Here is a 24,233-nt window from a genome sequence, read left to right as displayed (position 1 = left end):
GAGATCATGATCGCGCTCCTGTCGAAGAAAGAGGCCGATTGCCTCGCTCGCCAACATAGACAGGGGCGCGATGTGTAGTTACTGTCAGGGCCTTCGCGGCGGGCTACCGCGCGAGCGGTTTAGTCCTGTGGCCGTTGTCCGCCGTTGGTGTGTTGGTGGCCTTTAACCGTGCTTGGAGCCGCAAATTGTCTTGCGCCTTCAGTGCGACCCCGTCCCACCCGCACTCTCCGCCATCTCAAGCTGCATCATCACCATGTTGACCAGCGTGTGCACCGATGGCCGCCCGGTCTCGATCACGTAGTGGGCGGTTTCGCGGTACAGGTGGTCGCGCTGGGCGTAGAGGTCGCGCAGCTTGTCCATGGGGTTGCCGCCTTGCAGCAGGGGGCGGGTCTTGTCGTGTTTGACGCGCTTGAAGATTTCTTCGGGCGAGGCGCGCAGGTACAGCACGTTGCCGAATTGGCGCAGGACTTCGCGGTTCTCCGGGCGCAGCACGGCGCCGCCGCCGGTGGAGAGGACCATGCCGCCGGGCTGGCGGGCCACGTCGGCCAGCACCTGGGCTTCAAGGTCACGGAAGCGGGCTTCACCCTCGGCTTCGAAGAAGCTGCGGATGGTGGTGCCCAGGGTCTGTTCCAGCCGGTGGTCCAGGTCGATGAAGGGCACGCCCGCGCGGTGGGCCAGTTGCCGGCCGACGGTGGATTTGCCCGAGCCGGGCATGCCGACCAGTGCGCAGCGAATCTGCATAGGTTCAAAAAAGAGGTCTGGGGGACGGGCTTGCGTACTGCGGATGGGGCTGTGTTGCGTGCCGTGACTGGGCGTTGAGTGTAAGCCTGCCCCTCTGGCGTCGGGCGTAGAGCGTAGCCTTTGCAACTGGCGCTGCCCCCGCCAGGGACGCCGAGCAAGGGCCGCCCCGCAGCGAGGGCGTCGTCCCCCTGCCCGCGCGCAGCGCGAAGCGGGGGGCTGAGGGCCGCAGCTCAAAGCCTGCCTGCGCAGGCTTGGACAGCCTGAAGGGCTACCGCCTCTGGCGGCTGCACGTTGGCGTGCGCTTAGGGGGGTGTCCTAATCACAGTGCCGCATACACCAGCGCCGGGTACAGCTCGCACAGGTACCGCAACTGGCCCGGCGCCTGCGTGAGCAGGATGGCGAACAGGTCTTCCGCAGGGTCCACAAAAAAGAAGGTGCCGCCCAGGCCGCTCCAGCTGTAGTGTCCGGCCGATCCCGGGCGCGTGGCCTGGCCGGTGGCGGTGCGCACGGCCACGCCCAGGCCAAAGCCGTAGCCGGTGGGCAGGATGTCGCCCGCCACGGGCAGACTACCCAGGTGGTCGGCGGTCATGAAGTCCACCTTGGCGCGGCCCAGCAAGCGAACAGGGGCGCCAAGGCCATCGGGCCCGGGGGCCGTGCCCCGGCCCAGCATGAGCTGCAAGAAGCGCGCGTAGTCGCTGGCGGTGGACACCAGCCCGCCACCGGCCGACTCGAACACGGGGGGCGCGGTCACGTCGATCAGTGGCATGCCGAGCCCGGTCTGCGGGTCGCGCTCAAAGGCTTCGGCCAGGCGGTGCTGCTGCGCGGCGGGCACTGAGAAGCCGGTGTCGTGCATGCTCAGCGGGCCGAACACCCGGCGCTGCAGGATGGCGCCCAGGCTTTCGCCCTCGATCACCTCTAGCACCGCGCCCAGCACGTCGGTGGCGCGGCTGTATTCCCAGCGGGTGCCGGGCTGGTGGACCAGCGGTAAGGGGCCCAGTGCCGCGACCAGATCCGCATTGCTGTGGCGGCGCGAGCCGACGCGGGCGGCGCGGTAGGCGTCGGGCACGGTGCCCGCCTCCCACGCGTAGCTCAGGCCGGCGGTGTGGCGCAGCAGGTCGTGCACCGTGGCCTCGCGCTGCACGGGGGCGGTGGTGCCGGTGGCTTCGTCGTAAACGCGCTGGCCGGCAAACGCGGGCAGGTAGTGCGCCACGGGGTGCGAGAGCAGCAGGCGGCCTTCTTCCATGAGCATCATCGCCACCAGCGAGGCGATGGGCTTGGTCATGGAGTAGATGCGAAACACCGTGTCGGGCGCCATCGCGGGCACCGCCGATTCGGCGCTGGGCGGGCGCTGGTGGCCCACCGCCGTGTGCAGCACCGTGTGGCCTTGGTGGTGGATGAGCGCCACGGCACCGGGCAGCAGGCTCTGGTCCACATGGGTTTGCAGCACGGAGCGCAGGCGGGCGAGGGCGGTGGGATGCATGGGGTGGGGCAGTGAAATTTCAAAAGATTTTTGACCGTTTGCGCGCGACAGTCAGGCGCTTGTAGCTATCAAAACAGTAGCTATTGCTCGAAATGTCATGCGCCGCCGCTCAGGTCGCAGCCCCGGCAGTGCGGCTGCGCTCCTGCTCCTGCAGCTCGCGCCACTGCACCTTGCCCGTGCCGGACTTAGGCAGGCTGTCCACCAGTTGCACGATGCGCGGGCTTTTGTAGGCGGCCATGTGTTCGTGGCTCCAGTCGATGATGGACTGCTCGCTGACCTGGCCTTTGAAGGCGTCGCGCAGCACGACCAGGGCCTTCACCGTCTCGCCCCGGCGCGCGTCGCGCGCGGCGATCACGCACACCTCCTGGATGGCGGGGTGGCCGTACATCATGGCCTCGACCTCGGCGGGCCAGACCTTGAAGCCCGATGCATTGATCATGCGTTTGAGCCGGTCCACCATGAAGAAGTAGCCGTCCTCGTCCACCTGCGCCAGGTCGCCCGTGCGCAAGAAGCGCTTGCCGTCCAGCGTCACAAAGCTGTCGGCGCTGGCCTGCGGGTTGTTCCAGTAGCCCAGCATGACCTGCGGGCCGTGCACCACGATCTCGCCAATCTCGCCCGGGGGCAGCTCGGCGAACGTGGCCGGGTCCACCACGCGGGAGTCCACGTCGAACACCGGAATGCCCAGGCACTGTGGCTTGGGGCGGTGGGGCGGGTTGATGTGGGTGGCGGCCATGGTTTCGGACATGCCGTAGCCTTCCACGTAGTCGAGCCCGGTAAGGTCCTTCAGGCGCTGCGCCACGGCCTTGGGCATGGCGGCGCCGCCGCCGCGTATGGCCTGGATGCTGCGGATGTCGTAGTCGGCGATGCGCGGGTTGGCCAGAAAGTCCACCACCATGGTCGAGATGGCCTGCCAGATGGTGACCCGGTAGCGCTGGATGAGCTGGGCAGCCGCGTCACGGTCCCAGCGCGGCAGCACGACCACCGTGGCGCCCACAAACAGCGGCCCGTTCATGCTGCCCGACATGCCGGTGACGTGGAACAGCGGCAGCACCGTGAGGTAGATTGAATCCTGCGTGCGCGCAAACCACTGCACGCCGCCCACCAGCGTGCTCATGGCGCTGCGGTGCGTGTGCATGCAGCCCTTGGGGTGGCCCGTGGTGCCCGAGGTGTAGGGCATCACGCACAGGTCGTCCGGCCCGGTGGTGATGGGGCCGGGGGTGCGCTGCTGCGCCAGCATGTCGCTCCACAGCGTGACGCCCGGGGCATCAATGGCCTGGCGCGGCGCCGATACGAATGCGGGCACGGGCAGGTCGGTGGGCACCTGCAGGTAGTCGCTGTACGCGGCCACGATGAGGTGCTGAAGCTTGCCTTCGCCAGGCTCACCGCCCGCTACATCCACCAGCGGCTGGGCCTGCGAATGCAGGTCCTGCGGCACAAAGGCCACGGTGGCGCCGCTGTCTTGCACGTAGTGGCGCAACTCGTCAGTGAGGTTCATAGGGTTCACCGGCACCACCACCGCATTGGCGCGCAGGATGCCGTAAAACGCCAGAATCCACTGCGGGCTGTTCTGCATGTACAGCAGCACCCGGTTGCCCGCCTTCACGCCACACACCTGCTGCAAGAAGCCCGCGATGTGCTCCGCCTGCTGCTGGAACTGGCGGAAGGTCACCAGCGTGTCGTAGAACACCAGAAAAGGCTTGTCCGGGTAGCGCGCGGCCGACACCTCGGCGTTGTGGAACAGATGGGTCTGCGGCAGCGTGAGGTGGCAGGGCAGGCCGGGCGGCCAATGGGCGAGGTGGCGGTCGGACATGGGTTACGGAACTCTGGGTTGGTTCGTGCAGGGTACAGGCCGGGCAAAACAGGGCGCAACCCAGGCGAGGGACGGCCAGCAAGGGCCGCCCCGCAGCAAAGGCCGTCGTCCCCCTGAGGGGGAAGGCGCGCAGCGCCTCAGGGGGCTCAAATCAAACTGGCACCACCGTCCACCACGATGGACTCACCCGTGATGTGCCGCGAGGCGTTGGACGCCAGGAAAACCACCGCGCCCTTGAGGTCCTCTTCGCCGCCAATGCGGCGCAGGGGCGTGCGCTCGATCATCGCAGGGCCCAGCTTTTCAATCAGGCCGCTGGCCATTTTGCTCGGGAAGAAGCCGGGGCAGATCGCATTGACGCGAACGCCGTAGTGCCCCCATTCGGACGCCAGCGTGCGCGCAAAGTGCAGCGCGGCGGCCTTGGAGGTGTTGTAGGCAATGGTGTTCATGCCCGGGGGCGTGCCCTTGAGCGCGGCCACCGAGGCCGTGACGATGATCGAGCCCTTGCCGCGCGGGATCATGCAGCGCTTGCCCACTTCGCGCGACAGGAAGAACGGCGCGCTCACGTTCAGGTCCATCACCTTGTGCCAGGCGGCGTCGGGGTAGTCCTCGGCCTTGGCGCCCCAGGTGGCGCCCGCGTTGTTGACCAGGATGTCGATGGTGCCGAAGCGCTCGACCACCTGGTCCACCAGGCCGGGGATGTCCTCGGTCTTTTGCAGGTCGTTCACCACGGTCAGCACCTCGTAGCCCTGCGCCTCCAGATGCTTCTTGGCCTCGGCCAGCTCATCGGCCTTGCGCGCGGTGATGGCGAGTTTGGCGCCCATTTCGCCCAGGGCCTCGGCCATCTGCAGGCCCAGGCCGCGCGAGCCGCCGGTGACCAGGGCGACCTGGCCGGTGAGATCGAAGAGTTGCTTGACGCTCATGGGAATCGCTTTCGTGAAGAGAGAAAGAGAAAGAAAGGGGAATTGCCACGCGCCGCCGGAGCTGCTGCTCGGGTGCTGGGGAGGAGAAGAGCGGGCGCAGGTGTATGGTGCGGTGACGGGGCAGGCTGCCTGGCGCTGCACGGTGGCGGTGTGTCAGGCATCAGTGCTTCATGCTAGTCGCGGCCCGGTCCCCTGTAAAACCTGTGCTGTCACCTGCGAGATCGTGCGCCGGGTGGCGGATGCGGGTACCGGGTGGGGGCCGCCCGGTTGTAAACATTGGCAAGTCTGTGTGCGGTGGTGTGGCCCGGGCCCCGCGCGGCGGCGCGTGCGCTGGGCCCAGTAACGCGGCATCTGCGCCCCCAAAACAATGCAACAGGCGTTTACGGCTCTTTACAAAGCCGCAGCGTGGCGGGGGCACAGCCTGTGTACCTTCGGGCGCTTCGGGGCGTTGGTGGGGGATTGCTGCAGAGTCCACCACCCGCCACCCACCTGCAAGGACACCACCATGAACCTGACCGTACGACCCTCCACCCCCCTGGCCCCCGGTGCCGCCACCGCCCCTGCCGGGCCCGCCCTGAAATGGATGTGGGCCGCCATTGGCGTGCTGGGCGTGAGCGTGCTGGCGTTAGGCGCTACCCTCGTGTGGCAGCAACAACGCGCGCCCGCTGTAGCCACCGCCCCGGCCATGGCCCCCGCGCAGCTGGCCGCCGCGCCTCGTACGCCAGAGTCAGAAATTATTGAAGAAAAAAGGCCTTCTGCGCGCGACCAGTATGCCCAGTCAGCTATCAATAGAGTAGCAAATGGCCGGACGCCACAAGGCCAGGCTGCACAGCGCCCTGCAGAGATGCCGGGCGGCCAGGGCGCCCCCCTGGGTGCAGGCCCCGCGCAGCCCGTGCGGGCTGCCGCACCGGTGTGCCGCAGCTGCGGCCGGGTCGAATCGGTGCAGGCCGTGCAACAAGCCGCTCCCGCCACGGGCGTGGGCGCGGTGGCTGGTGGCGTGCTGGGCGCCGTGGTGGGCAACCAGATCGGCAAGGGCAGCGGCCGCACCGCTGCTACCGTGCTGGGCGCTGTGGGCGGCGGTTATGTGGGCCACAAGGTGGAAGAGCGCACGCGCACCACCACCGTGTACCAGGTCGCCGTGCGCATGGAGGATGGCTCGCTGCGCCACTTCCAGCGCGCAGAACCCACCGCTGTAGGCACGCCCGTGGTGCTGCAGGGCAAGGGCTTCCGCGTGGACCAGGGCGGCTCGGCCCGTGCTGCAGACCCCTATGCGCAGCCACAGCCCCAGCCGGGCACTGTGCGGGTGTCGGACACCTACTGAGCCAGGTAGGGAAAAAGCAAAGCCCGCTTTCGCGGGCTTTGCTTTTTGTGTGCGGCGCGGGCTACAGCACCACAGGGATTTCAGTGGCAGGCGGCGTATTGCGGCTGCGGCCACAGCGCACCAGGCCGTCGATCATCACCATGCCAATGCCCGGGATGTCGCCCAGCTGCACGCTCTCCAGCAGCGTGGCACCGGCGGTGTGCTGGGCACGGTCCATGAAAACGAAATCCGCCGCGCGACCCACCTCGATCAGGCCGCAGTTCAGGTTACGGATGCGCGCCGTATTGCCCGTGGCAAAGCAGAACACCAGTTCGGCGGGGATGTCGGCAAAGCTCGATATCAGCGCAATCATGCGCAGCATGCCCAGGGGTTGCACGCCCGAGCCGGCCGGGCCGTCGGTGCCCAGGATCACGCGGTGCGGGCACTTGAGTTCAATGGCCGCGCGCGCGGCATGGATGGCGATCTTCTCGTTGCCGTTGTGCACCAGCTCGATGGCGCGGGACGACTTCTCGCACAGCTCGCAGACATGCTTCCAGGGCAGGGAGGTGTGGCCGCCGTTGATGTGGCCGATCACGTCGGCGTCGGCCTCCAGCACCACGTCCTTGTCGATCAGGCCGGAGCCCGGGATGGACGGGCCGCCCGTGTGGATGGTGCTCTGGATGCCGTGCTTGCGCGCCCAGGCCACCATCTGCTGGGCCTCGTAGCCCGCCTTGACGGAGCCCAGGCCCACTTCGCCCAGCAGCGTCACGCCCGCGTCGGCCAGGTCCTTGAAGTCCTGCTCGGTCATGCCTTTCTCGATGACCGGGGCGCCTGCAATCACCTTCACGCCACCGGGGCGGAAGTTGTCGAACGAGCGCTGCGCGGTGATGGCCAGGGCCTTGAGGCCCACAATGTCCTTGGGTCGGCCGGGCAGGTGCACTTCACCGGCCGAGACCATGGTGGTCACGCCGCCGTTCATGGTCGAGTCGATCCAGCCGATCTGGTTCTGGCGCGGCGTCCAGTCGCCAAAGACCGGGTGCACGTGGCTATCGATCAGGCCCGGCGCCACGCAGGTCTGGCGCGCGTCGATCACGGTGTTGGCGTGGTCGGTGTCGCAGTCCTTGTAGCGGCCCACGGCCACGATGAGGCCGTCATTCACCACGATGGTGTCGGCGTCGAGGATGGGGCGGTCCAGGTCGCCCGACAACAAAAGACCGATGTTCTGGATGACGACCTTGCCCGATTTGCCGCTTGCTGCTGCTTCTGCCATGGATTCTCCTCGTGGGGTGGTGGGCGGGGCACCACGCGGCACCCCGCAGGGAAAAATCTCTTGTTGAATCAGGTCGCTGCGACCCTGCCCCTGGGCAGGCTGGGGCCGGGTGCCACGGTGCGCAGCACGCTGTCGATGACAAAGGACTCCCAGTGCGCCAGCGCCCCGGCCGTCTCCAGGTCTTCGCCCAGAAAAGCTGAGAGCGTGTGCCGGTTGGACATGTAGAAGTAGCCCGTGGCGGCGATCAGCAGGTACACATCGCGCGCCGACACGTCCTTGCGGAACAGGCCCTGCGCCTGGCCGCTTTCGAGCACGCGGCGGATCACCTCGATGGCGGGCGACGAGTATTCGCGGGCCCGCATCGACTTGGAGATGTGCTTGCCCTTGTGCAGGTTCTCGGTGTTGAGCAGCGTGATGAACTCGGGGTTCTTGCGGTAGTAGCCCACCACAAAGCGGATCACCGCCTGCAGCGCCTCCACCGGCTTGGCGGTGTCCAGGTCCAGTTTGGATTCCGCATCGTTCATGCGCCGGTAGGTTTCCTCCAGCACCTCGATGAACAGGCCTTCCTTGCTGCCGAAGTAGTAGTAGATCATCCGGTCGAAGGACTTGGCCGCCTTGGAGATCTTCTCCACGCTGCCGCCTTCGTAGCCATAGCGGGCGAACACCTTGGTCGCCGCCTTCAGGATGTTGTCGCGCGTGGTCTGTGCGGCCTGCTCGCGCACGCCCGTCTTGCGGGCAGAGGCTGCGCGGGGGGACGCGGTCCGGGTCTTGGTGGGGGTGGCAGACATGGCGGGTCCTGGTGGATGAGGCGGGCCCCCAGGGCGGGGCCGCCGGGGATCACTGCTCTGCGAACGCGCGTTCGATCACGAAGTCACCCGGCTTCGTGGTGTTGCCTTCCTTGAAGCCGCGCTCTTCCATCATGTGCTTCAGGTCGCGCAGCATCTCGGGGCTGCCGCAGATCATCACGCGGTCTTCCGCAGGGTTCAGCGCGGGCAGGCCCAGGTCGCGCGCCAGCTGGCCGTTTTCGATCACGGTGGTCACGCGGCCCTGGTTCTTGAAGGGCTCGCGCGTCACGGTGGGGTAGTACTTGAGCTGCTTGCTCACGATCTCGCCCAGGAACTCGTGCTTTGGCAGCTCCTCGGTGATGTAGTCGTGGTAGGCCAGTTCCTTCACCTCGCGCACGCCGTGCACCAGGATGACTTCCTCGAACTTTTCGTAGGTCTCGGGGTCGCGCATCAGGCTCAGGAACGGGGCCACGCCCGTGCCGGTGGAGAGCATGTACAGGCGCTTGGCGGGCAGCAGGTAGTCGATCAGCAGCGTGCCCGTGGGCTTCTTGCCCACCACGATGGTGTCGCCCACCTGGATGTGCTGCAGGCGCGAGGTCAGCGGGCCGTCGGGCACCTTGATCGACAGAAATTCGAGGTGTTCTTCGTAGTTGGCGCTGGCAATGCTGTAGGCGCGCAGCAGCGGTTTGCCGTTCTCGCCACGCAGGCCGATCATCGTGAAATGGCCATTGGAGAAGCGTAGCGCGGTGTCGCGCGTGGTGGTGAAGGAGAAAAGGCGGTCCGTCCAGTGGTGGACGGACAGGACGCGTTCTTCAAGAAAGGCGCTCATGGTGCGTTAGATGGAAAAGTTGGAAACAAATAAGAAATCTGGCTGAAGCTGGCTCAAATTCAGGGCCACAAGCGCTCTACAGCGCAATGTTCAGGCCTGAAAGCTTGTGGCTCACAACCCTCCATTGTTCCGCATCTGGCAAAGCCGCTTTTCTTTTGGTGATTGTGGGCAGCGTGGGCGCCAGCTTTTTGTTGAACTGCAGAAAGATTTCCATGCCTTCGGGCAGGTCGTCTTTTGCATAGATGGCGTTGGCCGGGCACTCCGGAATGCACACCGCGCAGTCGATGCATTCGTCCGGGTCAATGACCAGGTATTCCGGCCCTTCCTTGAAGCAATCGACAGGGCACACATCGACGCAGTCGGTGTACTTGCACCGAATGCAGGCGTCTGTCACAACGTGCGTCATTTTGGGGCTCCTCATGCACCATTTTTGGGGGCGCAAAAACACCATTGCAGAGTCTGGTTGATTCCGCTACATTGACATCGAATGTAGTGTTCACAACATTTAAGTTAAGTGAATGCTACACAAAATGCAATGCGCGTACAAGCACTTGCCACAATGCAATGAATGGGCCGCCACGATGACTGAACACACCAAGACCGACGGGCTACCTGGCATGGATGCGCCAGATCTGCCGCAGGTGCTCGAGCGCGCCCGGCCTCGCAACGAGCGCATGAACGCTGCCAAGGTCGAGTGCAATGCGTGCCCGGTGCTGTGCCAGATTTCCGAAGGCCGCGCAGGTGCTTGCGACCGCTACGCCAACCAGGCGGGTGTGCTCTTACGGCTGGACCCGGTGGTGCTGTTGCGCAAGACGCTGGAGGCGGGCGAGGCCACACTGGTGCCGTTTGCGGGCCGCGCCACGGCTGCACAAGACGCTGAGACCGCAGTGGCTTCAGAACCCGCATGGAACGGCGACCTGCTGCTGTCTGAAGAGGTGTTCGTGACGGGCGTGGGCTCGTCCACCACCTACCCAGACTACAAGCCGGCGCCCTTCATCGTGGGCTCCCAGACGGATGGCGTGGACATGGTCACCGTGGTCACCGAGGGCATCTTCAGCTACTGCAGCTTCAAGGTGAAGATCGACACCGACCGCTTCCTCGGCTCCGAGCAGGCCAACGTGCGCTGCAAGGGCGAGGTGGTGGGCCATGTGACCACGGCGGAATACGGCTCGCAGATGCTGTCGCTGGGCGGCGTACACCACCTCACGGGTGGCACCAAGAAGGAAGGCCGCATCACCGCCGAGATGATGCAGCTGCTGGGCAACAAGCAGGCCGTGGAGTTCACCATCGACGGCGGCTCGCAGCTCGTGATCCAGGCCGGGCGTGCGCCCATCGTCAACGGTGTGGCTGAGCAGCGCATGCGCGTGGGCTGCGGCTCGGCGGCCATTGGCATCTTTGCGCGCCAGTTCTTCGGCCATGCGGACGAGGTGGTGGTGGTGGACGACCACATCACCGGCGTGCTCACCGAGCACCAGGCGGGCCGTTGCCTGGACATGAAGCCCTCGGGCATCCAGATGCGCGGGCGCAAGTCCACACCGGGCCGTTACTTTCAGGTAGCCAACCCGGGCATCGGCTGGGGCGGCACCGACATTGCCGACCCGCTGTCCATCATCGAGGGCTGGGACGAATCCGTGGCCTGGCCGGGGCTGCGCTTGTTGATGACCTCCACCACCGGGGAGCATGCCTCCTGGTACGTGCTGGACGAGCAACTCCATCCGGTCGAGGCCGAGATGCCTGCCGAGGTGCGCCGTATCGTGGACCGCATCGGCGAAAACTGCGAGCCCTCGCTGGCGTCTGTGCTGTTCCTCGGCGGAGCCGGCGGTAGCCTGCGCGCAGGGGTTACCGAGAACCCGGTGCTGCTCACGCGCTCCATCAAGAATGCGCTGGTCAACGTGACCTGTGGCGGTGCCCCCGCCTATGTATGGCCGGGCGGCGGTATCACCGTGATGGCCGACGTGCTGCGCATGCCGGACAACAGCTTTGGCACTGTGCCCACGCCCGCCATCGTGGCGCCCATCGAGTTCAGCATGCGCCGTGCGGACTACGAAGCGCTGGGTGGCCACACCGAACAGATCCGCAGCCTGCGCGAAGTGCTGGAGCGCGGTGCGTGGCACAACGATGGTGCACCGCAGGCGCGCGTGTGGCAGACCTTGCCCGCCGCCAATCCGTGGCCGCTGGGTCGCCCACCTCTGCTGGGTTGATATGAAACACCCCCTGAGTCGCTTCGCGCCTTCCCCCTCCAGGGGGACGATACCCTCGCTGCGGGGCGGCCCTTGCTCGGCGTCTCTGGCGTGGGCCGCGCCGGTGTTTACGGCTGCGGGCGGTGCGCCCTGCGGTGAGTACTGAAACGCACATGCAAGCCGCTCGCAAGCTCCTGTCCGATGGCCGCTGGCATTTCCAGCATGGTCCGATGGACCTCATCCTCCAGGCCGAAGGGGTGCGCGACGCCGTGGCCCAGGCGCACGAACGCGCGTGGCAACGTTTTGAAGGGCTGCTGCAGGAGTTGGTGAATGAACTCCCCGGCCTGCGGGCGCCGGTGGGTGAGCGCTGCACGTTGCAGGGCGTGGTGGCGCGTCGCATGTGGGCCGCCTGCAGTCCCTACCGCGCAGGCTTCATCACGCCGATGGCGGCGGTGGCGGGTGCAGTGGCGCAGGAGATTCTGGCGTGCTACGAGCAGCCGGGCATAGACCGCGCCTGGGTCAACAACGGCGGCGACATTGCGCTGCACTTGGCGCCCAGCCAGTCGGTCACGGTGGGGGTGTACGCTGACATCGCCGCACTGAATGCTGCACAGTTGCGCAACGGTTTGGTGCTGGATGGGCAGATCCGCATCGACAGCGCCATGCCGGTGCGCGGTGTGGCCACCAGCGGCTGGCGCGGGCGCAGCCAGTCGCTGGGCATTGCCGACAGCGTGACGGTGCTGACGCGTACGGCGGCGCAGGCCGATGCGGCGGCAACCATCGTGGCCAACGCGGTGGATGTGGCCGATGCGCGGATTGTTCGCAGGCCCGCGTGGCAGGTGCGGGACGACAGTGACCTGGGTGCCATTCCTGTCACCGTGGATGTCCCTGCCTTGCCCAAGGAGCTGGTGGCCCGGGCATTGCACCAGGGGCTGCAAAAAGCGCAAGAATTGCAGTCCAGCGGCTTGCTGTGGTTTGCGCTGCTGGCGTGCCAGGGGCGGTTGGTGGCGACCTCGGCGCCCCAGGCGCTGGCGGATGCGGTATGGCCCCGGTATCCGGCGGTGGAATCGGAAGTTGGTTCAGTATTTGCTTAACGAAATGCACAGGTCTCCAGAATGATCCAGATACGACGCGTTTTCACCCATCTTGAGGAAATCCGGCACGAATTCGGGCCGGTGGCCGATGTGCCGCTGCTGCGTGGTGCCATCGGCGCGGTGCTGACCAACCCCTTTGCGGGGCGGTACGAGCCCGACATCCTCCCCATGATGGACGCGCTGCAGGACGTGGGGCTGGACATGGCCCAGCGCCTTCTGAAGGCCATGGCGGTGCCTGCCGAGCGCATCGAGACCTATGGCAAAGGCGCCATCGTGGGCGCGGCCGGTGAGCTGGAACACGGCGCGCTGTGGCATGTGCCCGGCGGCTACGCCATGCGCGAACTGCTGGGCTGGTATGGCGACCGCAACGCCTACGCCAAGGGCCAGGCCGAAGAGAAGACCGGGCAGCCCGCGAATGCGCTGTCCATCGTGCCCTCCACCAAGAAAGTGGGCGGCCCCGGTGCAGCGCTGGATGTGCCGCTCACCCACATCAACGCCAGCTACGTACGCAGCCATTTCGACGCGATCGAAGTGCGTGTTCCGGGCGCGCCATCCGCTGATGAGATCGTGTTCATACTTGCCATGACCACGGGCCCGCGCATCCACGCCCGCGTCGGAGGGCTCAAGGCGGCAGATATCAGCCAGTGGAACGGCCTGCGCTGAGCCGCCCGCCGACCCGCACACCATCGAACAAGACAAGATCCCAAGGAGCCAAAAAATGCCAGCCAAGATTCGAAAGATCATCGTCCAGACCGACGAGGTCCGCGTGGAAATGGGGCGTGACGTTCAGCCCCCGGTGCGCAAGGCGCTGGCCATGGCCGTGATCGAGAACCCCTTTGCCGGACGCTATGTGGAAAACCTCGACGAACTCATCGCCATCGGTGAGGAGCTGGGAGGCCTTCTGGGCGCCCGCTGCGTGCAGGCCCTGGGCATTGCCCCGGGCGATGCGCACAGCTACGGCAAGGCCGCCATCGTGGGCGAGGCGGGCGAGCTGGAGCACGCCGCCGCCATCCTCCACCCCAAGCTGGGCGCACCACTGCGTGTGGCTGTCGAGAAGGGTGCTGCATTGGTTCCATCCAGCAAGAAAATGGGCGGCCTCGGCACGGCCATTGACGTGCCCCTGGGCCACAAGGATGCGGCTTACGTGCGCAGCCATTTCGACGCCATGGAAGCCCGTGTAGCCGATGCCCCGCGGGCCAATGAAATCGTGGTGGCCGTTGTCGTGACCGACAGCGGGCGGCCGTTGCCACGTGTCGGCGGCCTCACGGCCTCTGAAATAAAAGGCGTTGACGGCCTGCGCTGAGCCCGGCGCGCTTACAACACACACCTGTCCTGTCTCCACCCCCGTTCGATCTCTCTCCAACCATCCTTCAGGAGTCTCCCCATGACGATGCGACGAAACCTCATGCGTGCCACGGCTGCGGCTGCATTGGCCCTTACCCTGGCCCCTGTGTTTGCCCAGGGCGTGATCAAGATTGGCGAGGTCAACAGCTACAAGGCGCAGCCCGCTTTCCTGGAGCCCTACAAGAAGGGCATGGAGCTGGCGGTCGATGAGATCAACGCTGCGGGCGGCGTCAATGGCAAGAAGATCGAACTGATCACGCGCGACGACAACGCCAACCCCGGCGACGCCGTTCGTGTGGCCGAAGAGCTGGTGTCGCGCGAGAAGGTCGATGTGCTGGCTGGCACCTTCCTGTCTAACACCGGTCTCGCAGTGGCCGACTTTGCCAAGCAGAAGAAGTTCTTCTTTCTCGCAGGCGAGCCGCTGACCGACAAGATGACCTGGCAGGGTGGCAACCAGTACACCTTCCGCCTGCGTCCCGGCACCTACATGCAGGCCGCCATGCTGGTACCCGAGGCCGCCAAGATGAAGAAAAAGCGCTGGGCCGTGGTCTACCCCAACTACGAATACGGGCAGTCTGCCGTGGCGGCGTTCAAGCAACTGCTCAAGGCCGCCCAGCCCGACGTGGAGTTTGTGGCCGAACAAGCCACGCCACTGGGCCGGGTGGACGCCGGCAGCGTGGTGCAAGCGCTGTCGGATGCCAAGCCCGACGCCATCTTCAACGTGCTGTTTGGCGCAGACTTGTCGAAGTTCGTGCGCGAAGGCAACACGCGCGGCCTCTTCAAGGGCATCGAGGTGGTCAGCGTGCTGACGGGCGAACCCGAATACCTGGACCCTCTGAAAGACGAGGCCCCCAACGGCTGGCTGGTGACCGGCTATCCCTGGTACGGCATCAACACCCCCGCACACAAGGCGTTCGAGCAGGCGTACCAGGCCAAGTTCAAGGACTACCCGCGCCTGGGTTCGGTGGTGGGCTACAGCATGATCAAGTCGGCTGCGGCCGGTATTGCCAAAGCCAAGAGCACCGACACCGACAAGCTGGTCGCTGCCTTCAAGGGACTGCAGGTGGACACCCCGTTCGGCAAGATCACCTACCGGCCTGAAGACCATCAGGCCACCATGGGCGCGTTTGTAGGTCGCACCAAGAACGAAGGCGGCAAGGGCGTGATGGTGGATTACGTCTACCTGGATGGTGCCGATGCCAAGTACCAGCCGTCCGCTGCCGACGTGAAGAAGTCACGAAGCGCTGATTGATTCCCTCTGAGGTCTGAGGCGCCTGCCGCGCCTCGGTCCCGGCAGACGCTACCGGCGGTCCGGCACAGCCGGATTTCTGGTGGCGCTGGCTGGGGCGTGTCTGGCTTCTTTCATGTGCTGCGAGTGATGCGCAACACGGGTGGTGATGACTTGAGGGTTTATCGAACATGAGTTTTTCGGGTTTCATCGTTCAGCTCATCAACGGGCTGGCGAGCGCGTCGTCGCTGTTCCTCGTGGCGGCGGGTCTGTCGCTGATCTTCGGCGTGACCCGCATCGTGAACTTTGCCCATGGCTCGTTCTTCATGGTGGGCATCTACGTCGCGTACTCGCTGGTCGAGCGCCTGAGCGGTGCCTTGGGCTTCTGGGTGGCCTTGCCGCTGGCCGCGCTGATCGTTGGTGTGCTGGGGGCGTTGATCGAGGTGGTGCTGCTGCGCCGCATCTACAAGGCGCCCGAGCTGTTCCAGCTGCTGGCCACGTTTGCCCTGGTGCTGGTCATCAAGGACGCGGTGCTGTGGCTCTGGGGCCCCGACGAACTGCTGGGCCCGCGCGCGCCGGGCCTTTCGGGTTCCGTGAACCTGCTGGGGCGGCAGTTCCCCAGCTACGACCTGTTCCTCATCGTGGTGGGCCCACTGGTGCTGGGCGCGGTCTGGCTGCTGCTCACGCGCACCCGGTTTGGCACGCTGGTGCGTGCCGCCACACAAGACCGCGAGATGGTGAGCGCCCTGGGCGTCAACCAGGCCTGGTTGTTCACGGCCGTGTTTGCGCTGGGCGCGATGCTGGCCGGGCTGGGTGGCGCACTGCAACTGCCGCGCGAGCCCGCGACGCTGGAGATGGACCTACACACCATCGGTGCCGCCTTCGTGGTGGTGGTGGTGGGTGGCATGGGCTCCATTCCGGGCGCGTACGCCGCCGCTCTGCTGATCTCCGAGATCAAGGCCATCTGCATCTGGCTGGGCGTGGTCGATGTGTTTGGCCTGAGTGTTTCGTTTTCCAAGCTGACCCTGGTGGTGGATTTTCTGGTGATGGCGGTGGTGCTGGTCTGGCGCCCTTGGGGCCTGTTCGGCAGGCCGCAGGCGCCCAGCCGCTACGTGGGCATGCAGGAGGAGCCGCTGCGTCGGCCTGGCAGGGCCTACCTGGTGGCGGCCGCCGTGCTGGGCCTGCTGCTGGCGGCAGCGCCGCTGCTGACCGCGCAGTCGCCGTACACCACGGTGTTGCTGATTGACCTGCTGATCGCAGCGCTGTTTGCGGCCAGTCTTCACTTCATCATGGGGCCTGCGGGCATGCACTCCTTCGGCCATGCCGCCTACTTCGGGCTGGGCGCCTATGGCGCGGCCCTGCTGGTGCGCTCGCTCGGGCTACCGATGGAGATCGCACTGGTGGTGGCGCCGCTGGTGGCGGCGGCCGGGGCGTTTGTCTACGGGTGGTTCGCAGTGCGGCTGTCGGGTGTGTACCTGGCCATGCTGACGCTGGCCTTCGCCCAGATCACCTGGGCCATCACCTACCAGTGGGACAGTTTCACGGGGGGCAGCAACGGCCTGACCGGTGTCTGGCCTGCGGCCTGGCTGGCAGACAAGCGCATGTATTACTGGCTCACGCTGGCACTGGTGGGGGCAGGGGTGTGGTGGCTGCGCCGCGTGCTGTTCTCGCCGTTTGGTTATGCGCTGCGCTCGGGGCGCGACTCTGTGCTGCGGGCCGACGCCATCGGCATCGACGTCAAGCGCATGCAGTGGGCGGCGTTTGTGGTGGCGGGCACGGCTGCAGGGCTGGCGGGGGCACTGTATGCGTTCTCCAAGGGCAGCATTTCGCCGGAGTCGCTGGCCGTGGGCAAATCGGTGGACGGGCTGGTGATGGTGCTGCTCGGCGGCATCCAGACGCTGGCGGGCCCCGTGGTGGGCGCGGTCACCTTCACTTGGCTGCACGACACCGTGGCGCGCAACACCGACTACTGGCGCGCCATGCTGGGCGCCATCATCCTCATCCTGGTGCTGCTGTTTCCGCAGGGTATCGCGGGCACCATCAAACAGATTTTTGACAACATGCGCGACGCCAAGAACACCAAGGAGGGCGCAGCATGAGCCTCCTCAAAGTCACCGGTCTGGGCAAATCGTTTGGCGGCGTCAAGGCGGTGGATGGCATCCACTTCGAACTCGCAGCGGGCGAGCTGCTGGCACTCATCGGCCCCAACGGCGCGGGCAAGTCCACCACGTTCAACATGGTCAACGGCCAGCTGCCTGCCGATGCAGGCTCCATCCAGCTCAACGGCCAGGAGCTGGTGGGCCGCAAGCCCCGCGACATCTGGCGCATGGGGGTGGGCCGCACCTTTCAGATCGCCGAAACCTTTGCATCGCTGACGGTGGTGGAGAACGTGCAGATGGCACTGATCTCCAACGACGGTCTGCTGTTCTCCATGTGGCGCAGGGCTGCCGACCACAAACGCGAAGAAGCCCTGGCGTTGCTCGACCAGGTGGGCATGAAGTCGCAGGCCGACCGGCCCTGTAGCGTGCTCGCCTATGGCGATGTGAAGCGCGTGGAGCTGGCGATTGCCATGGCCAACGCTCCCAAGCTGCTGCTCATGGACGAGCCCACCGCCGGCATGGCGCCCAAGGAGCGCAACGAACTCATGGCGCTGACCAAGCAGCTGGTGATCGACCGGAATATGGCGGTGTTGTTCACCGAGCACAGCATGGACGTGGTGTTTGCCTACGCGGACCGCATGATCGTGCTGGCGCGCGGGCGGCTGATTGCCGAGGGCAAGCCGCTGGAGCTGCGCGACCACCCCAAGGTGCAGGAGGTCTACTTCGGCACCGGAAAAACGTTTGAGAAGAAAGCCGCAGCCCATGCGGAGGCGGCATGACCATGACGACCCACAACCCCAAAGAACTGCTGCTCCAGGCCAAGGGCCTGCAGGCCTGGTACGGTGCCGCGCAAATCCTGTACGACGTGGATCTGGACGTGCGCCGGGGCGAAGTCGTGGCCTTGATGGGCCGCAACGGCGCAGGCAAATCCACCACGCTCAAGACGCTGATGGGCATGCTGGCCAAGCGCAAGGGCAGTATCCAGTTCATGGGGCGGGACATCTCCAGAACCGACCCGCACGACGCCGCGCGCCTGGGCCTGGGCTTTGTGCCCGAAGACCGCCGCGTGTTCACCGACCTCACGGTGATGGAGAACCTGGAGGTAGGCCGCCAGCCCGCGCGCCACTGGCCCGACGGCGCGGCCGCACCGGTGTGGACGCCCGAGCGCCTGTTCAAGCTCTTTCCCAACCTGGGCGAGATGCCCCAGCGCCCTGGCGGCCGCATGAGCGGTGGCGAGCAGCAGATGCTCACCGTGGCGCGCACGCTCATGGGCAACCCTTATCTGGTGCTGCTGGACGAGCCCTCCGAAGGTGTGGCGCCCGTCATCGTGGAGCAGATGGCGCACATGATCCTGGAGCTGAAAGAGCAGGGCGTGAGCATCCTGCTGTCCGAGCAGAACATGCACTTTGCCGAACTGGTCTCCGACCGCGCCTATGTGCTCGAAAAGGGCCAGATCCGTTACCAGGCCAGCATGGAAGAGCTGGCCGCCAACGAAGAGGTGCGGCGCGCCTACCTCAGCGTCTGAACCCGCTGTCAACGCGCGCGTGTGGTGTCTGGCCCACGTGTGCCGTTGGTTACAAAAAACACCTCTACAAGCACTTGCACGATGTTTGCCCTCGCACGGAAACTTTGGCTTTTGATGTAAGGAGCACTACATGAAGTGTCGAAAAGTGGAGGATGGATGCATCGACCGCCGCAGCGCCATGGTGGGCCTGGCGGCAGCAGGGATGGCCTGGGCAGGCACGGCGGTTGCCGAAACGGGTGTGACCGACTACCGCATCAAGGTGGGGCAGTCGGCCGTGTTCACCGGCCCGGCCAAGGATTTCGGGGTGGACTACAAGGCGGGCATTGCGCTGGCGTTCGACAAGGTGAACAAGACCGGCGGCGTGCAGGGGCGCACGCTGGAGCTGGTGTCGCACGATGACGCGTACGAGCCCAAGAAGACCGCCGAGAACACGGCCAAGCTCATTGACGAAGACAAGGTCTTCGCCCTGATCGGCTACGTGGCCACCGGCAACCTCATCGCCGCCATGCCCCTGGCAGAGAAGGCGGGTGTGCCCATGTTCGCGCCGCTGGTGGGCACCACGTCGTTTCGCACCACGCACAACCGCTACCTGTTCCACGTACGCGCCAGCTACGAGACCGAGCTGCGCAAGATCGTGGGCCACCTGGCCACGCTGGGCATCAACAACATCGCCGTCATCTACCAGAACAGCGCGTTTGGCAAATCCAACCTCGACACCTGCCTGCAGATCGCCCAGGGCCTGAAGGTCAAGGTGGTCGATTCCGTGCCCATGGAGATCGCCGCCACCGACGCCAAACCCCAGGTCGCGCAGCTCACCAAGGCCCAGCCGGGCGCGGTGGTGATGATCATGGCGGGCAAGATGGTGGAGGTGTTCTTGCGCGACTACCGGGCGGCGGGCGCTGCGTCGCCGCTGTACACCATCTCGGTGGGCATCACCGACGCACCGGGCTCTGCACAGCGCCTGAACGGCGGCCTCGAAGGGCTGGTCACGGCCAGCATCGTGCCCTCGCCGCAGGCCAGCCGCCTGGCCATCGTGGCCGACTACCGCAAGGACCGCGCGGACGCGGGCGAAAAGATCGACAGCTACACCATGCTGGAGGGCTATATCGCCGCGCGTGTGTTTGTGGAGGGCCTCAAGCGTGCGGGCAAAGCGCTCACGCGTGAAGGCTTCATCAAGGCCATGGAAGACATGGGCACCACCAAGATCGGCGACTTTCCGCTGGTGTACGGCCCGGGCAACCACAATGGCTCCAACTTTGTGGACCTGGAGATGTACACACGCAGCGGGTCGCTGCGACGTTGACTGAGAACAATCCACCGAGACATGCACGCGCCCGCTTCACCCTCCCCGGTCGTCGTTAATGGCCAGCCGTTTGCCCTGCCGCAGAGCACCTTGGCCAGCGCCACGTTGCTGCACGTGCTGCGCAACGACCTGTCGCTCAACGGCCCCAAGTACGGCTGTGGCCTGGGGCAGTGTGGTGCATGTACGGTGCTGGTGGATGGCATTGCCGCGCGGGCCTGCGTGATCCCGGCGCAGGGCGTGGCAGGCCGCGAGGTGACCACGCTGGAAGGCCTGCCCGGCCGCTGCAGCCGCACCGAAGGTCTTCACCCGGTGCAGCAGGCCTTTGTGGACGAGCAGGCCGCGCAGTGCGGCTACTGCCTGAACGGCATGGTGATGATGGCCGTGGCCTTGCTGGAGCGCGACCCAGACCCCGACGAAGCCGCCGTGCGCCGCGAGCTGTCGGGCAACCTGTGCCGCTGCGGCACGCATGTCGAAATCATCCGCGCTGTGCTGCGCGCGGCCCAGTTGATGCGCGAGGCCCAGGCATGAACACGCCTCCATCCCTGCGCGCCCACAGCCCGCTCACCCGCGCCGACTTCCATGCCGCCCAGGGCGTGCTGCTGGTGGTGCGCAACCCACCGCCCGCGCCACCGCCCGTCAAGGGCCAGCCCGCCCTGGTGGCGGGCAACCCGGCCGAGGGCGTGGAGATACTGATCGCCGTGTGGGACGACGGCAGCGTGACCGCACTCAACGGCCATGTGGACCTGGGCACCGGCATCCGCACCGCACTCGCGCAGATCGTGGCCGAAGAGCTGGACGCGCCCTTGGCCCAGGTGAACATGGTGCTGGGCGACACCACACGCGCGCCCAACCAGGGCGCCACCATTGCGAGTGCGTCCATCCAGATCCACGCCAAGCCCCTGCGCACCGCTGCCGCGCAGGCGCGCCACTGGCTGGTAGCGCAGGCCGCAGAGCGGCTGGGCGTGCCGGTGGATCAATTGCAGGTGCGTGCGGGGATCGTGCAGGTCACTGCAGACCCGTCGCACCAAGTGGCCTACGGCGCGCTGCTGGCGGGCGCGCACACCACGCTGGAGCTGGTGGACGCCACGACCACCAAGGCCGCCGCCGATTACACCGTGGTCGGCCAGTCCGTGCCGCGCGTGGACATCCCCGCCAAGGTCAGCGGCGAGCTGGTGTTTGTGCACGACATGCGCGTGCCCGGCATGCTGCACGGCCGCGTGGTGCGTCCGCCGTATGCGGGGGCGGACCATGGCGACTTCATCGGCAACACGCTCGAATCGGTGGACCAGCAATCCATCGCCCACATCCCCGGCATCCGCGCCGTGGTGGTGATCCGCGACTTTGTGGGCATCGTCGCCGAGCGCGAGGAGCAGGCCGAGCAGGCGCTGCGCGATTTGAAAGTGCACTGGAAGGACTGGCCTGGCTTCCCGCGCCAGGACAGCGCCGAGGCGCTGGAACAGGCCATCCGCGCCAACCCCGCCACGCAGCGCCGTCTGGTGGACGAAGGCGATGTGGAGGGCGCCCTGGCCGCGCTGTCCGCCGACGGCCAGCCCATGCCACGCACCTATGTGTGGCCCTACCAGATGCATGGCTCCATCGGCCCATCGTGCGCGGTGGCCGAATGGCGCAGTGATGACAGCACGGGCCGCCCGCGCATGGCGGTGTGGGCTGGCACGCAAAACCCCCATGTGCTGCGCGCCGACCTGGCCCGCCTGATGGGCCTGGCCGATGTGGACATCGACCTCATCCGCATGGAGGCGGCAGGCTGCTACGGCCGCAACGGTGCCGACGATGTGGCAGCCGATGCCGCGCTGCTCTCGCGCGCCGTGGGCGCCCCGGTGCGCGTGCAGCTCACGCGCGAGCAAGAGCATTTTTGGGAGCCCAAGGGCACGGCCCAGCTGATGCAGGTGCGCGGCGGGCTCAAGGCCGATGGCACCGTGGCGGCGTACGACTTTGAAACGTCCTACCCCTCCAACGGCGCGCCCACGCTGGCGCTGCTGCTCACCCGCACCATCGAGCCCGTGGCCCAGGCCTACGAGATGGGCGACCGCACCGCGCGCCCGCCCTACCAGTACGACAACCTGCGCGTGGCCGTCAACGACATGCCGCCCATCGTGCGCGCGTCGTGGCTGCGCGGCGTGTCGGCCCTGCCCAACTCGTTTGCGCACGAATCGTATGTGGACGAGCTGGCGACAGCGGCGGGTGTGGACCCGGTCGCTTTCCGCCTGCAATTGCTCAATGACCCGCGCGCCGCCGAGCTGGTGCAGGCCACCGCCGAAAAGGCGGGCTGGATTCGCCGCACCGGCCCGCAGCAGCGCGAGCTGGATGGTGACTGGGTGCAGGGCCAGGGCTTTGCCTATGCCCGCTATATCCACAGCAAATGGCCCGGCTTTGGCGCAGCCTGGGCGGCCTGGGTGGCCGATGTGGAGGTCAACAAGAAGACCGGCGAGGTGCATGTGCGCCGCGTGGTCGTGGGGCATGACGCGGGCCTGATGGTGAACCCCGCCGGTGTGGAGCAGCAGGTGCACGGCAACGTGCTGCAGACCACCAGCCGCGCGCTCAAGGAGCAGGTGACGTTCGAGCCCGTCAAGCAGGCCGTGGACAACCGCGAATGGGGCAGCTACCCCATCCTGAGCTTCCGCGAGGTGCCGGTCATCGAGGTCATGCACATGCCCCGGCAGGACGAGGCGCCGCTGGGCTCTGGCGAGTCGTCGTCCGTGCCGGGCACGGCAGCGATTGCCAATGCGATCTTTGATGCGACGGGTGTGCGCTTTCGCGCGCCGCCCTTCACGCCCGAGGTGGTGCGCGCAGGGCTCAACCCCTTGCCCGGTGGCGCAGGCGAGGCGGCTGCAGGCAGCACCGCACCCACTGAACAGGCCGAGGTATTGCCCACGCTGGAGCTGCCCGCACCCACCGTGCCAGCCAGCGCCACATGGCCCACCCAGCGCAGCCCCTGGGCGCGCGCCCTGGCCCTGGCCGCTGGTGGCATCGCCATGGGCGCCGCGCTGCTGGGCTGGCGCCCCTCCATCGCGCCCGTGGTGCAGACGGCGGGTGCCTCGGTCTACAACGCTGCCACCATCGAGCGGGGCCGCCTGCTGGCCGCTGCGGGCGACTGCGTGGTATGCCACACCGCCCCAGGCGGCACGCCCAACACGGGCGGCCGCGCCATGAAAACGCCATTCGGCAAGATCTACACCACCAACCTCACGCCCGACGCCGAGACCGGCATCGGCCAGTGGTCCTTCAGCGCCTTCCAGCGCGCCATGCGCGAGGGCATCTCGCGTGATGGCAAGCACCTGTACCCCGCGTTCCCGTACACGTCGTTCGCCAAGATGAGCGACGACGACCTGACCGCGCTGTACGCCTACCTCATGGCGCAGCCCGCCGTACGGGCCGAGGTGCCCAAGACCGCGTTGACCTTCCCGTTCAGCGTGCGCCCCCTCATGGCGGGCTGGAACGCGCTGTTCCACGACGCCACGCCGTTCAAGCCCGACCCGACCCGCCCCCCCGAGTGGAACCGCGGCGCCTACCTGGTGCAGGGCGTGGGCCACTGCGGCGCCTGCCACACGCCGCGCAACGCGCTGGGGGCAGAGTTGGGCGGGGCTGCGTTCCTCTCGGGCGCCATGGTGGATGGCTGGGAGGCGCCTGCGCTCACCGGCCTGTCGAAGGCGCCCGTGCCCTGGACGGCCGATGCGCTGTATGGCTACCTGCGTCACGGCCACAGTCCGCAGCATGGCAGTGCCTCCGGCCCCATGGCGCCGGTGGTGCGCGAGCTGGCGCATTTGCCCGATGAAGACATCCGCGCCATGGCGGGCTACCTGGCCTCGTTCACCGCTACGGAAGCGGCTACCCAGCCAGCCACCCTGCCAGTGTCTGACCCGCAGCAGCGCACCCAAACCGCTGTGGCCCAGGCCGCTGCGCTGGCCCCGCAGCCCGGCCAGGCCCAGCGTTTGTTCGACGGTGCCTGCGCCGCCTGCCACCACGACGGCGACGGCCCGCGCCTGCTGGGCGTGAACGTGCTCCTTGCGCTCAACAGCAACCTGCACAGCGACCGGCCCGACAACCTGCTGCAGGTCATCGTGCACGGCATCCGCGAGCCCGCCGCGCGGGACATCGGCTTCATGCCCGGCTTCGGCCACGCGCTCAGCGACGCGCAGATCACCGAGCTGGCGGGCTACATGCGCCAGCGCTACGCACCGGGCCGCCCGGCGTGGCGCGATGTGCCCGAGGCGCTGGCCCGTGTGAGGGCGGGGCCTGCGCACCCTTAGAACAGTTTCTTAGAGATTTTTAGGGCTCTTGCGCCTGTGGGATATGTATAAGCAGCT

The 24,233-nt window shown here is 66.7% G+C and carries 20 protein-coding genes; 12 read left to right on the top strand and 8 right to left on the bottom strand.

What is annotated here, in order from left to right; all coding sequences use genetic code 11:
- Positions 1-198: 198 nt before the first annotated feature.
- From ACYZGB_RS14660 to ACYZGB_RS14645, 4 genes are all read right to left on the bottom strand, one after another.
- The gene (locus ACYZGB_RS14660) at positions 199-741 is read right to left on the bottom strand and encodes a shikimate kinase (RefSeq protein WP_462389256.1); all 543 of its coding nucleotides are present in this window, start codon (positions 739-741) and stop codon (positions 199-201) included.
- 319 nt (positions 742-1,060) lie between these two features.
- Positions 1,061-2,221, bottom strand: coding sequence for a serine hydrolase domain-containing protein (locus tag ACYZGB_RS14655; protein WP_462389254.1), 1,161 nt, complete (start codon positions 2,219-2,221; stop codon positions 1,061-1,063).
- Between the two features lie 109 nt (positions 2,222-2,330).
- Positions 2,331-4,031, bottom strand: coding sequence for a long-chain fatty acid--CoA ligase (locus tag ACYZGB_RS14650; protein ID WP_462389252.1), 1,701 nt, complete (start codon positions 4,029-4,031; stop codon positions 2,331-2,333).
- 146 nt (positions 4,032-4,177) lie between these two features.
- Positions 4,178-4,951, bottom strand: a complete 774-nt coding sequence (locus tag ACYZGB_RS14645; RefSeq protein WP_056742279.1) for an SDR family oxidoreductase — start codon at positions 4,949-4,951, stop codon at positions 4,178-4,180.
- 505 nt (positions 4,952-5,456) lie between these two features.
- Here ACYZGB_RS14645 and ACYZGB_RS14640 point away from each other — a divergent pair.
- A complete protein-coding gene (locus tag ACYZGB_RS14640; RefSeq protein WP_462389250.1) occupies positions 5,457-6,272 on the top strand; it encodes an outer membrane lipoprotein in 816 nt (271 codons plus the stop codon).
- A 61-nt stretch (positions 6,273-6,333) separates the two neighbouring features.
- On the opposite strand, the gene ACYZGB_RS14635 is transcribed toward ACYZGB_RS14640, so the two are convergent.
- From ACYZGB_RS14635 to fdxA, 4 genes are all read right to left on the bottom strand, one after another.
- On the bottom strand, positions 6,334-7,521 hold the full coding sequence (locus tag ACYZGB_RS14635) for an amidohydrolase family protein (RefSeq protein WP_462389248.1): 1,188 nt from the start codon (positions 7,519-7,521) through the stop codon (positions 6,334-6,336).
- Positions 7,522-7,589: 68 nt separating this feature from the next.
- Entirely contained in the window at positions 7,590-8,309 is a 720-nt protein-coding gene (locus ACYZGB_RS14630) for a TetR/AcrR family transcriptional regulator (protein ID WP_462389246.1), read from the bottom strand.
- Between the two features lie 49 nt (positions 8,310-8,358).
- Positions 8,359-9,135 (bottom strand): ferredoxin--NADP reductase, encoded by a 777-nt coding sequence (locus tag ACYZGB_RS14625; RefSeq protein ID WP_108618860.1) that lies wholly within the window; start codon positions 9,133-9,135, stop codon positions 8,359-8,361.
- Positions 9,136-9,211: 76 nt separating this feature from the next.
- Positions 9,212-9,541: a ferredoxin FdxA gene (gene fdxA, locus ACYZGB_RS14620; protein WP_462389264.1), complete on the bottom strand. Its 330-nt coding sequence runs from the start codon at positions 9,539-9,541 to the stop codon at positions 9,212-9,214.
- Positions 9,542-9,716: 175 nt separating this feature from the next.
- Between fdxA and ACYZGB_RS14615 the strand changes: the two genes are divergently transcribed.
- From ACYZGB_RS14615 to ACYZGB_RS14565, 11 genes are all read left to right on the top strand, one after another.
- Complete coding sequence (locus ACYZGB_RS14615) at positions 9,717-11,336, top strand: 6-hydroxynicotinate reductase (RefSeq protein ID WP_462389244.1); 1,620 nt, start codon at positions 9,717-9,719, stop codon at positions 11,334-11,336.
- A 152-nt stretch (positions 11,337-11,488) separates the two neighbouring features.
- Complete coding sequence (locus ACYZGB_RS14610) at positions 11,489-12,409, top strand: UPF0280 family protein (protein WP_462389242.1); 921 nt, start codon at positions 11,489-11,491, stop codon at positions 12,407-12,409.
- 21 nt (positions 12,410-12,430) lie between these two features.
- A complete protein-coding gene (locus tag ACYZGB_RS14605; RefSeq protein WP_462389240.1) occupies positions 12,431-13,072 on the top strand; it encodes an amino acid synthesis family protein in 642 nt (213 codons plus the stop codon).
- Positions 13,073-13,127: 55 nt separating this feature from the next.
- The gene (locus ACYZGB_RS14600) at positions 13,128-13,712 is read left to right on the top strand and encodes an amino acid synthesis family protein (protein ID WP_063461058.1); all 585 of its coding nucleotides are present in this window, start codon (positions 13,128-13,130) and stop codon (positions 13,710-13,712) included.
- Between the two features lie 81 nt (positions 13,713-13,793).
- Positions 13,794-15,005 carry an ABC transporter substrate-binding protein gene (locus tag ACYZGB_RS14595; protein ID WP_056057171.1) on the top strand — a complete coding sequence of 404 codons (1,212 nt, stop codon included), beginning with the start codon at positions 13,794-13,796 and terminating at the stop codon, positions 15,003-15,005.
- A gap of 167 nt (positions 15,006-15,172) precedes the next feature.
- On the top strand, positions 15,173-17,080 hold the full coding sequence (locus tag ACYZGB_RS14590; RefSeq protein ID WP_462389237.1) for an ABC transporter permease: 1,908 nt from the start codon (positions 15,173-15,175) through the stop codon (positions 17,078-17,080).
- The gene (locus tag ACYZGB_RS14585) at positions 17,077-17,859 is read left to right on the top strand and encodes an ABC transporter ATP-binding protein (RefSeq protein WP_462389235.1); all 783 of its coding nucleotides are present in this window, start codon (positions 17,077-17,079) and stop codon (positions 17,857-17,859) included. Before ACYZGB_RS14590 ends, ACYZGB_RS14585 begins: the two co-directional genes overlap by 4 nt.
- Positions 17,860-17,861: 2 nt before the next feature.
- Positions 17,862-18,605: an ABC transporter ATP-binding protein gene (locus tag ACYZGB_RS14580; protein WP_462389262.1), complete on the top strand. Its 744-nt coding sequence runs from the start codon at positions 17,862-17,864 to the stop codon at positions 18,603-18,605.
- 130 nt (positions 18,606-18,735) lie between these two features.
- Positions 18,736-19,908 (top strand): ABC transporter substrate-binding protein, encoded by a 1,173-nt coding sequence (locus tag ACYZGB_RS14575; protein WP_462389233.1) that lies wholly within the window; start codon positions 18,736-18,738, stop codon positions 19,906-19,908.
- A 21-nt stretch (positions 19,909-19,929) separates the two neighbouring features.
- Positions 19,930-20,436 carry a (2Fe-2S)-binding protein gene (locus ACYZGB_RS14570; RefSeq protein WP_462389231.1) on the top strand — a complete coding sequence of 169 codons (507 nt, stop codon included), beginning with the start codon at positions 19,930-19,932 and terminating at the stop codon, positions 20,434-20,436.
- A complete protein-coding gene (locus ACYZGB_RS14565) occupies positions 20,433-24,176 on the top strand; it encodes a molybdopterin cofactor-binding domain-containing protein (protein WP_462389229.1) in 3,744 nt (1,247 codons plus the stop codon). The genes ACYZGB_RS14570 and ACYZGB_RS14565 overlap by 4 nt, the downstream gene beginning before the upstream one ends.
- Positions 24,177-24,233 lie beyond the last annotated feature (57 nt).

This window comes from Acidovorax sp. Q11 (genome assembly GCF_054950075.1).
Note: the sequence above shows the minus strand (reverse complement) of the source record. Positions and strands in the feature narration are given on the sequence as shown.

Bases quoted from the DNA above. Each gene is read 5' to 3' on its own strand.
- ACYZGB_RS14625 (WP_108618860.1), bottom strand. From the start codon at position 9,135: ATGAGCGCCTTTCTTGAAGAACGCGTCCTGTCCGTCCACCACTGGACG.
- ACYZGB_RS14635 (WP_462389248.1), bottom strand. From the start codon at position 7,521: ATGGCAGAAGCAGCAGCAAGCGGCAAATCGGGCAAGGTCGTCATCCAG.
- ACYZGB_RS14580 (WP_462389262.1), top strand. From the start codon at position 17,862: ATGACGACCCACAACCCCAAAGAACTGCTGCTCCAGGCCAAGGGCCTG.
- ACYZGB_RS14615 (WP_462389244.1), top strand. From the start codon at position 9,717: ATGACTGAACACACCAAGACCGACGGGCTACCTGGCATGGATGCGCCA.
- ACYZGB_RS14595 (WP_056057171.1), top strand. From the start codon at position 13,794: ATGACGATGCGACGAAACCTCATGCGTGCCACGGCTGCGGCTGCATTG.
- ACYZGB_RS14655 (WP_462389254.1), bottom strand. From the start codon at position 2,221: ATGCATCCCACCGCCCTCGCCCGCCTGCGCTCCGTGCTGCAAACCCAT.
- ACYZGB_RS14640 (WP_462389250.1), top strand. From the start codon at position 5,457: ATGAACCTGACCGTACGACCCTCCACCCCCCTGGCCCCCGGTGCCGCC.
- ACYZGB_RS14660 (WP_462389256.1), bottom strand. From the start codon at position 741: ATGCAGATTCGCTGCGCACTGGTCGGCATGCCCGGCTCGGGCAAATCC.
- ACYZGB_RS14605 (WP_462389240.1), top strand. From the start codon at position 12,431: ATGATCCAGATACGACGCGTTTTCACCCATCTTGAGGAAATCCGGCAC.
- ACYZGB_RS14565 (WP_462389229.1), top strand. From the start codon at position 20,433: ATGAACACGCCTCCATCCCTGCGCGCCCACAGCCCGCTCACCCGCGCC.
- ACYZGB_RS14585 (WP_462389235.1), top strand. From the start codon at position 17,077: ATGAGCCTCCTCAAAGTCACCGGTCTGGGCAAATCGTTTGGCGGCGTC.
- ACYZGB_RS14570 (WP_462389231.1), top strand. From the start codon at position 19,930: ATGCACGCGCCCGCTTCACCCTCCCCGGTCGTCGTTAATGGCCAGCCG.
- ACYZGB_RS14610 (WP_462389242.1), top strand. From the start codon at position 11,489: ATGCAAGCCGCTCGCAAGCTCCTGTCCGATGGCCGCTGGCATTTCCAG.
- ACYZGB_RS14575 (WP_462389233.1), top strand. From the start codon at position 18,736: ATGAAGTGTCGAAAAGTGGAGGATGGATGCATCGACCGCCGCAGCGCC.
- ACYZGB_RS14650 (WP_462389252.1), bottom strand. From the start codon at position 4,031: ATGTCCGACCGCCACCTCGCCCATTGGCCGCCCGGCCTGCCCTGCCAC.
- ACYZGB_RS14590 (WP_462389237.1), top strand. From the start codon at position 15,173: ATGAGTTTTTCGGGTTTCATCGTTCAGCTCATCAACGGGCTGGCGAGC.
- fdxA (WP_462389264.1), bottom strand. From the start codon at position 9,541: ATGACGCACGTTGTGACAGACGCCTGCATTCGGTGCAAGTACACCGAC.
- ACYZGB_RS14600 (WP_063461058.1), top strand. From the start codon at position 13,128: ATGCCAGCCAAGATTCGAAAGATCATCGTCCAGACCGACGAGGTCCGC.
- ACYZGB_RS14630 (WP_462389246.1), bottom strand. From the start codon at position 8,309: ATGTCTGCCACCCCCACCAAGACCCGGACCGCGTCCCCCCGCGCAGCC.
- ACYZGB_RS14645 (WP_056742279.1), bottom strand. From the start codon at position 4,951: ATGAGCGTCAAGCAACTCTTCGATCTCACCGGCCAGGTCGCCCTGGTC.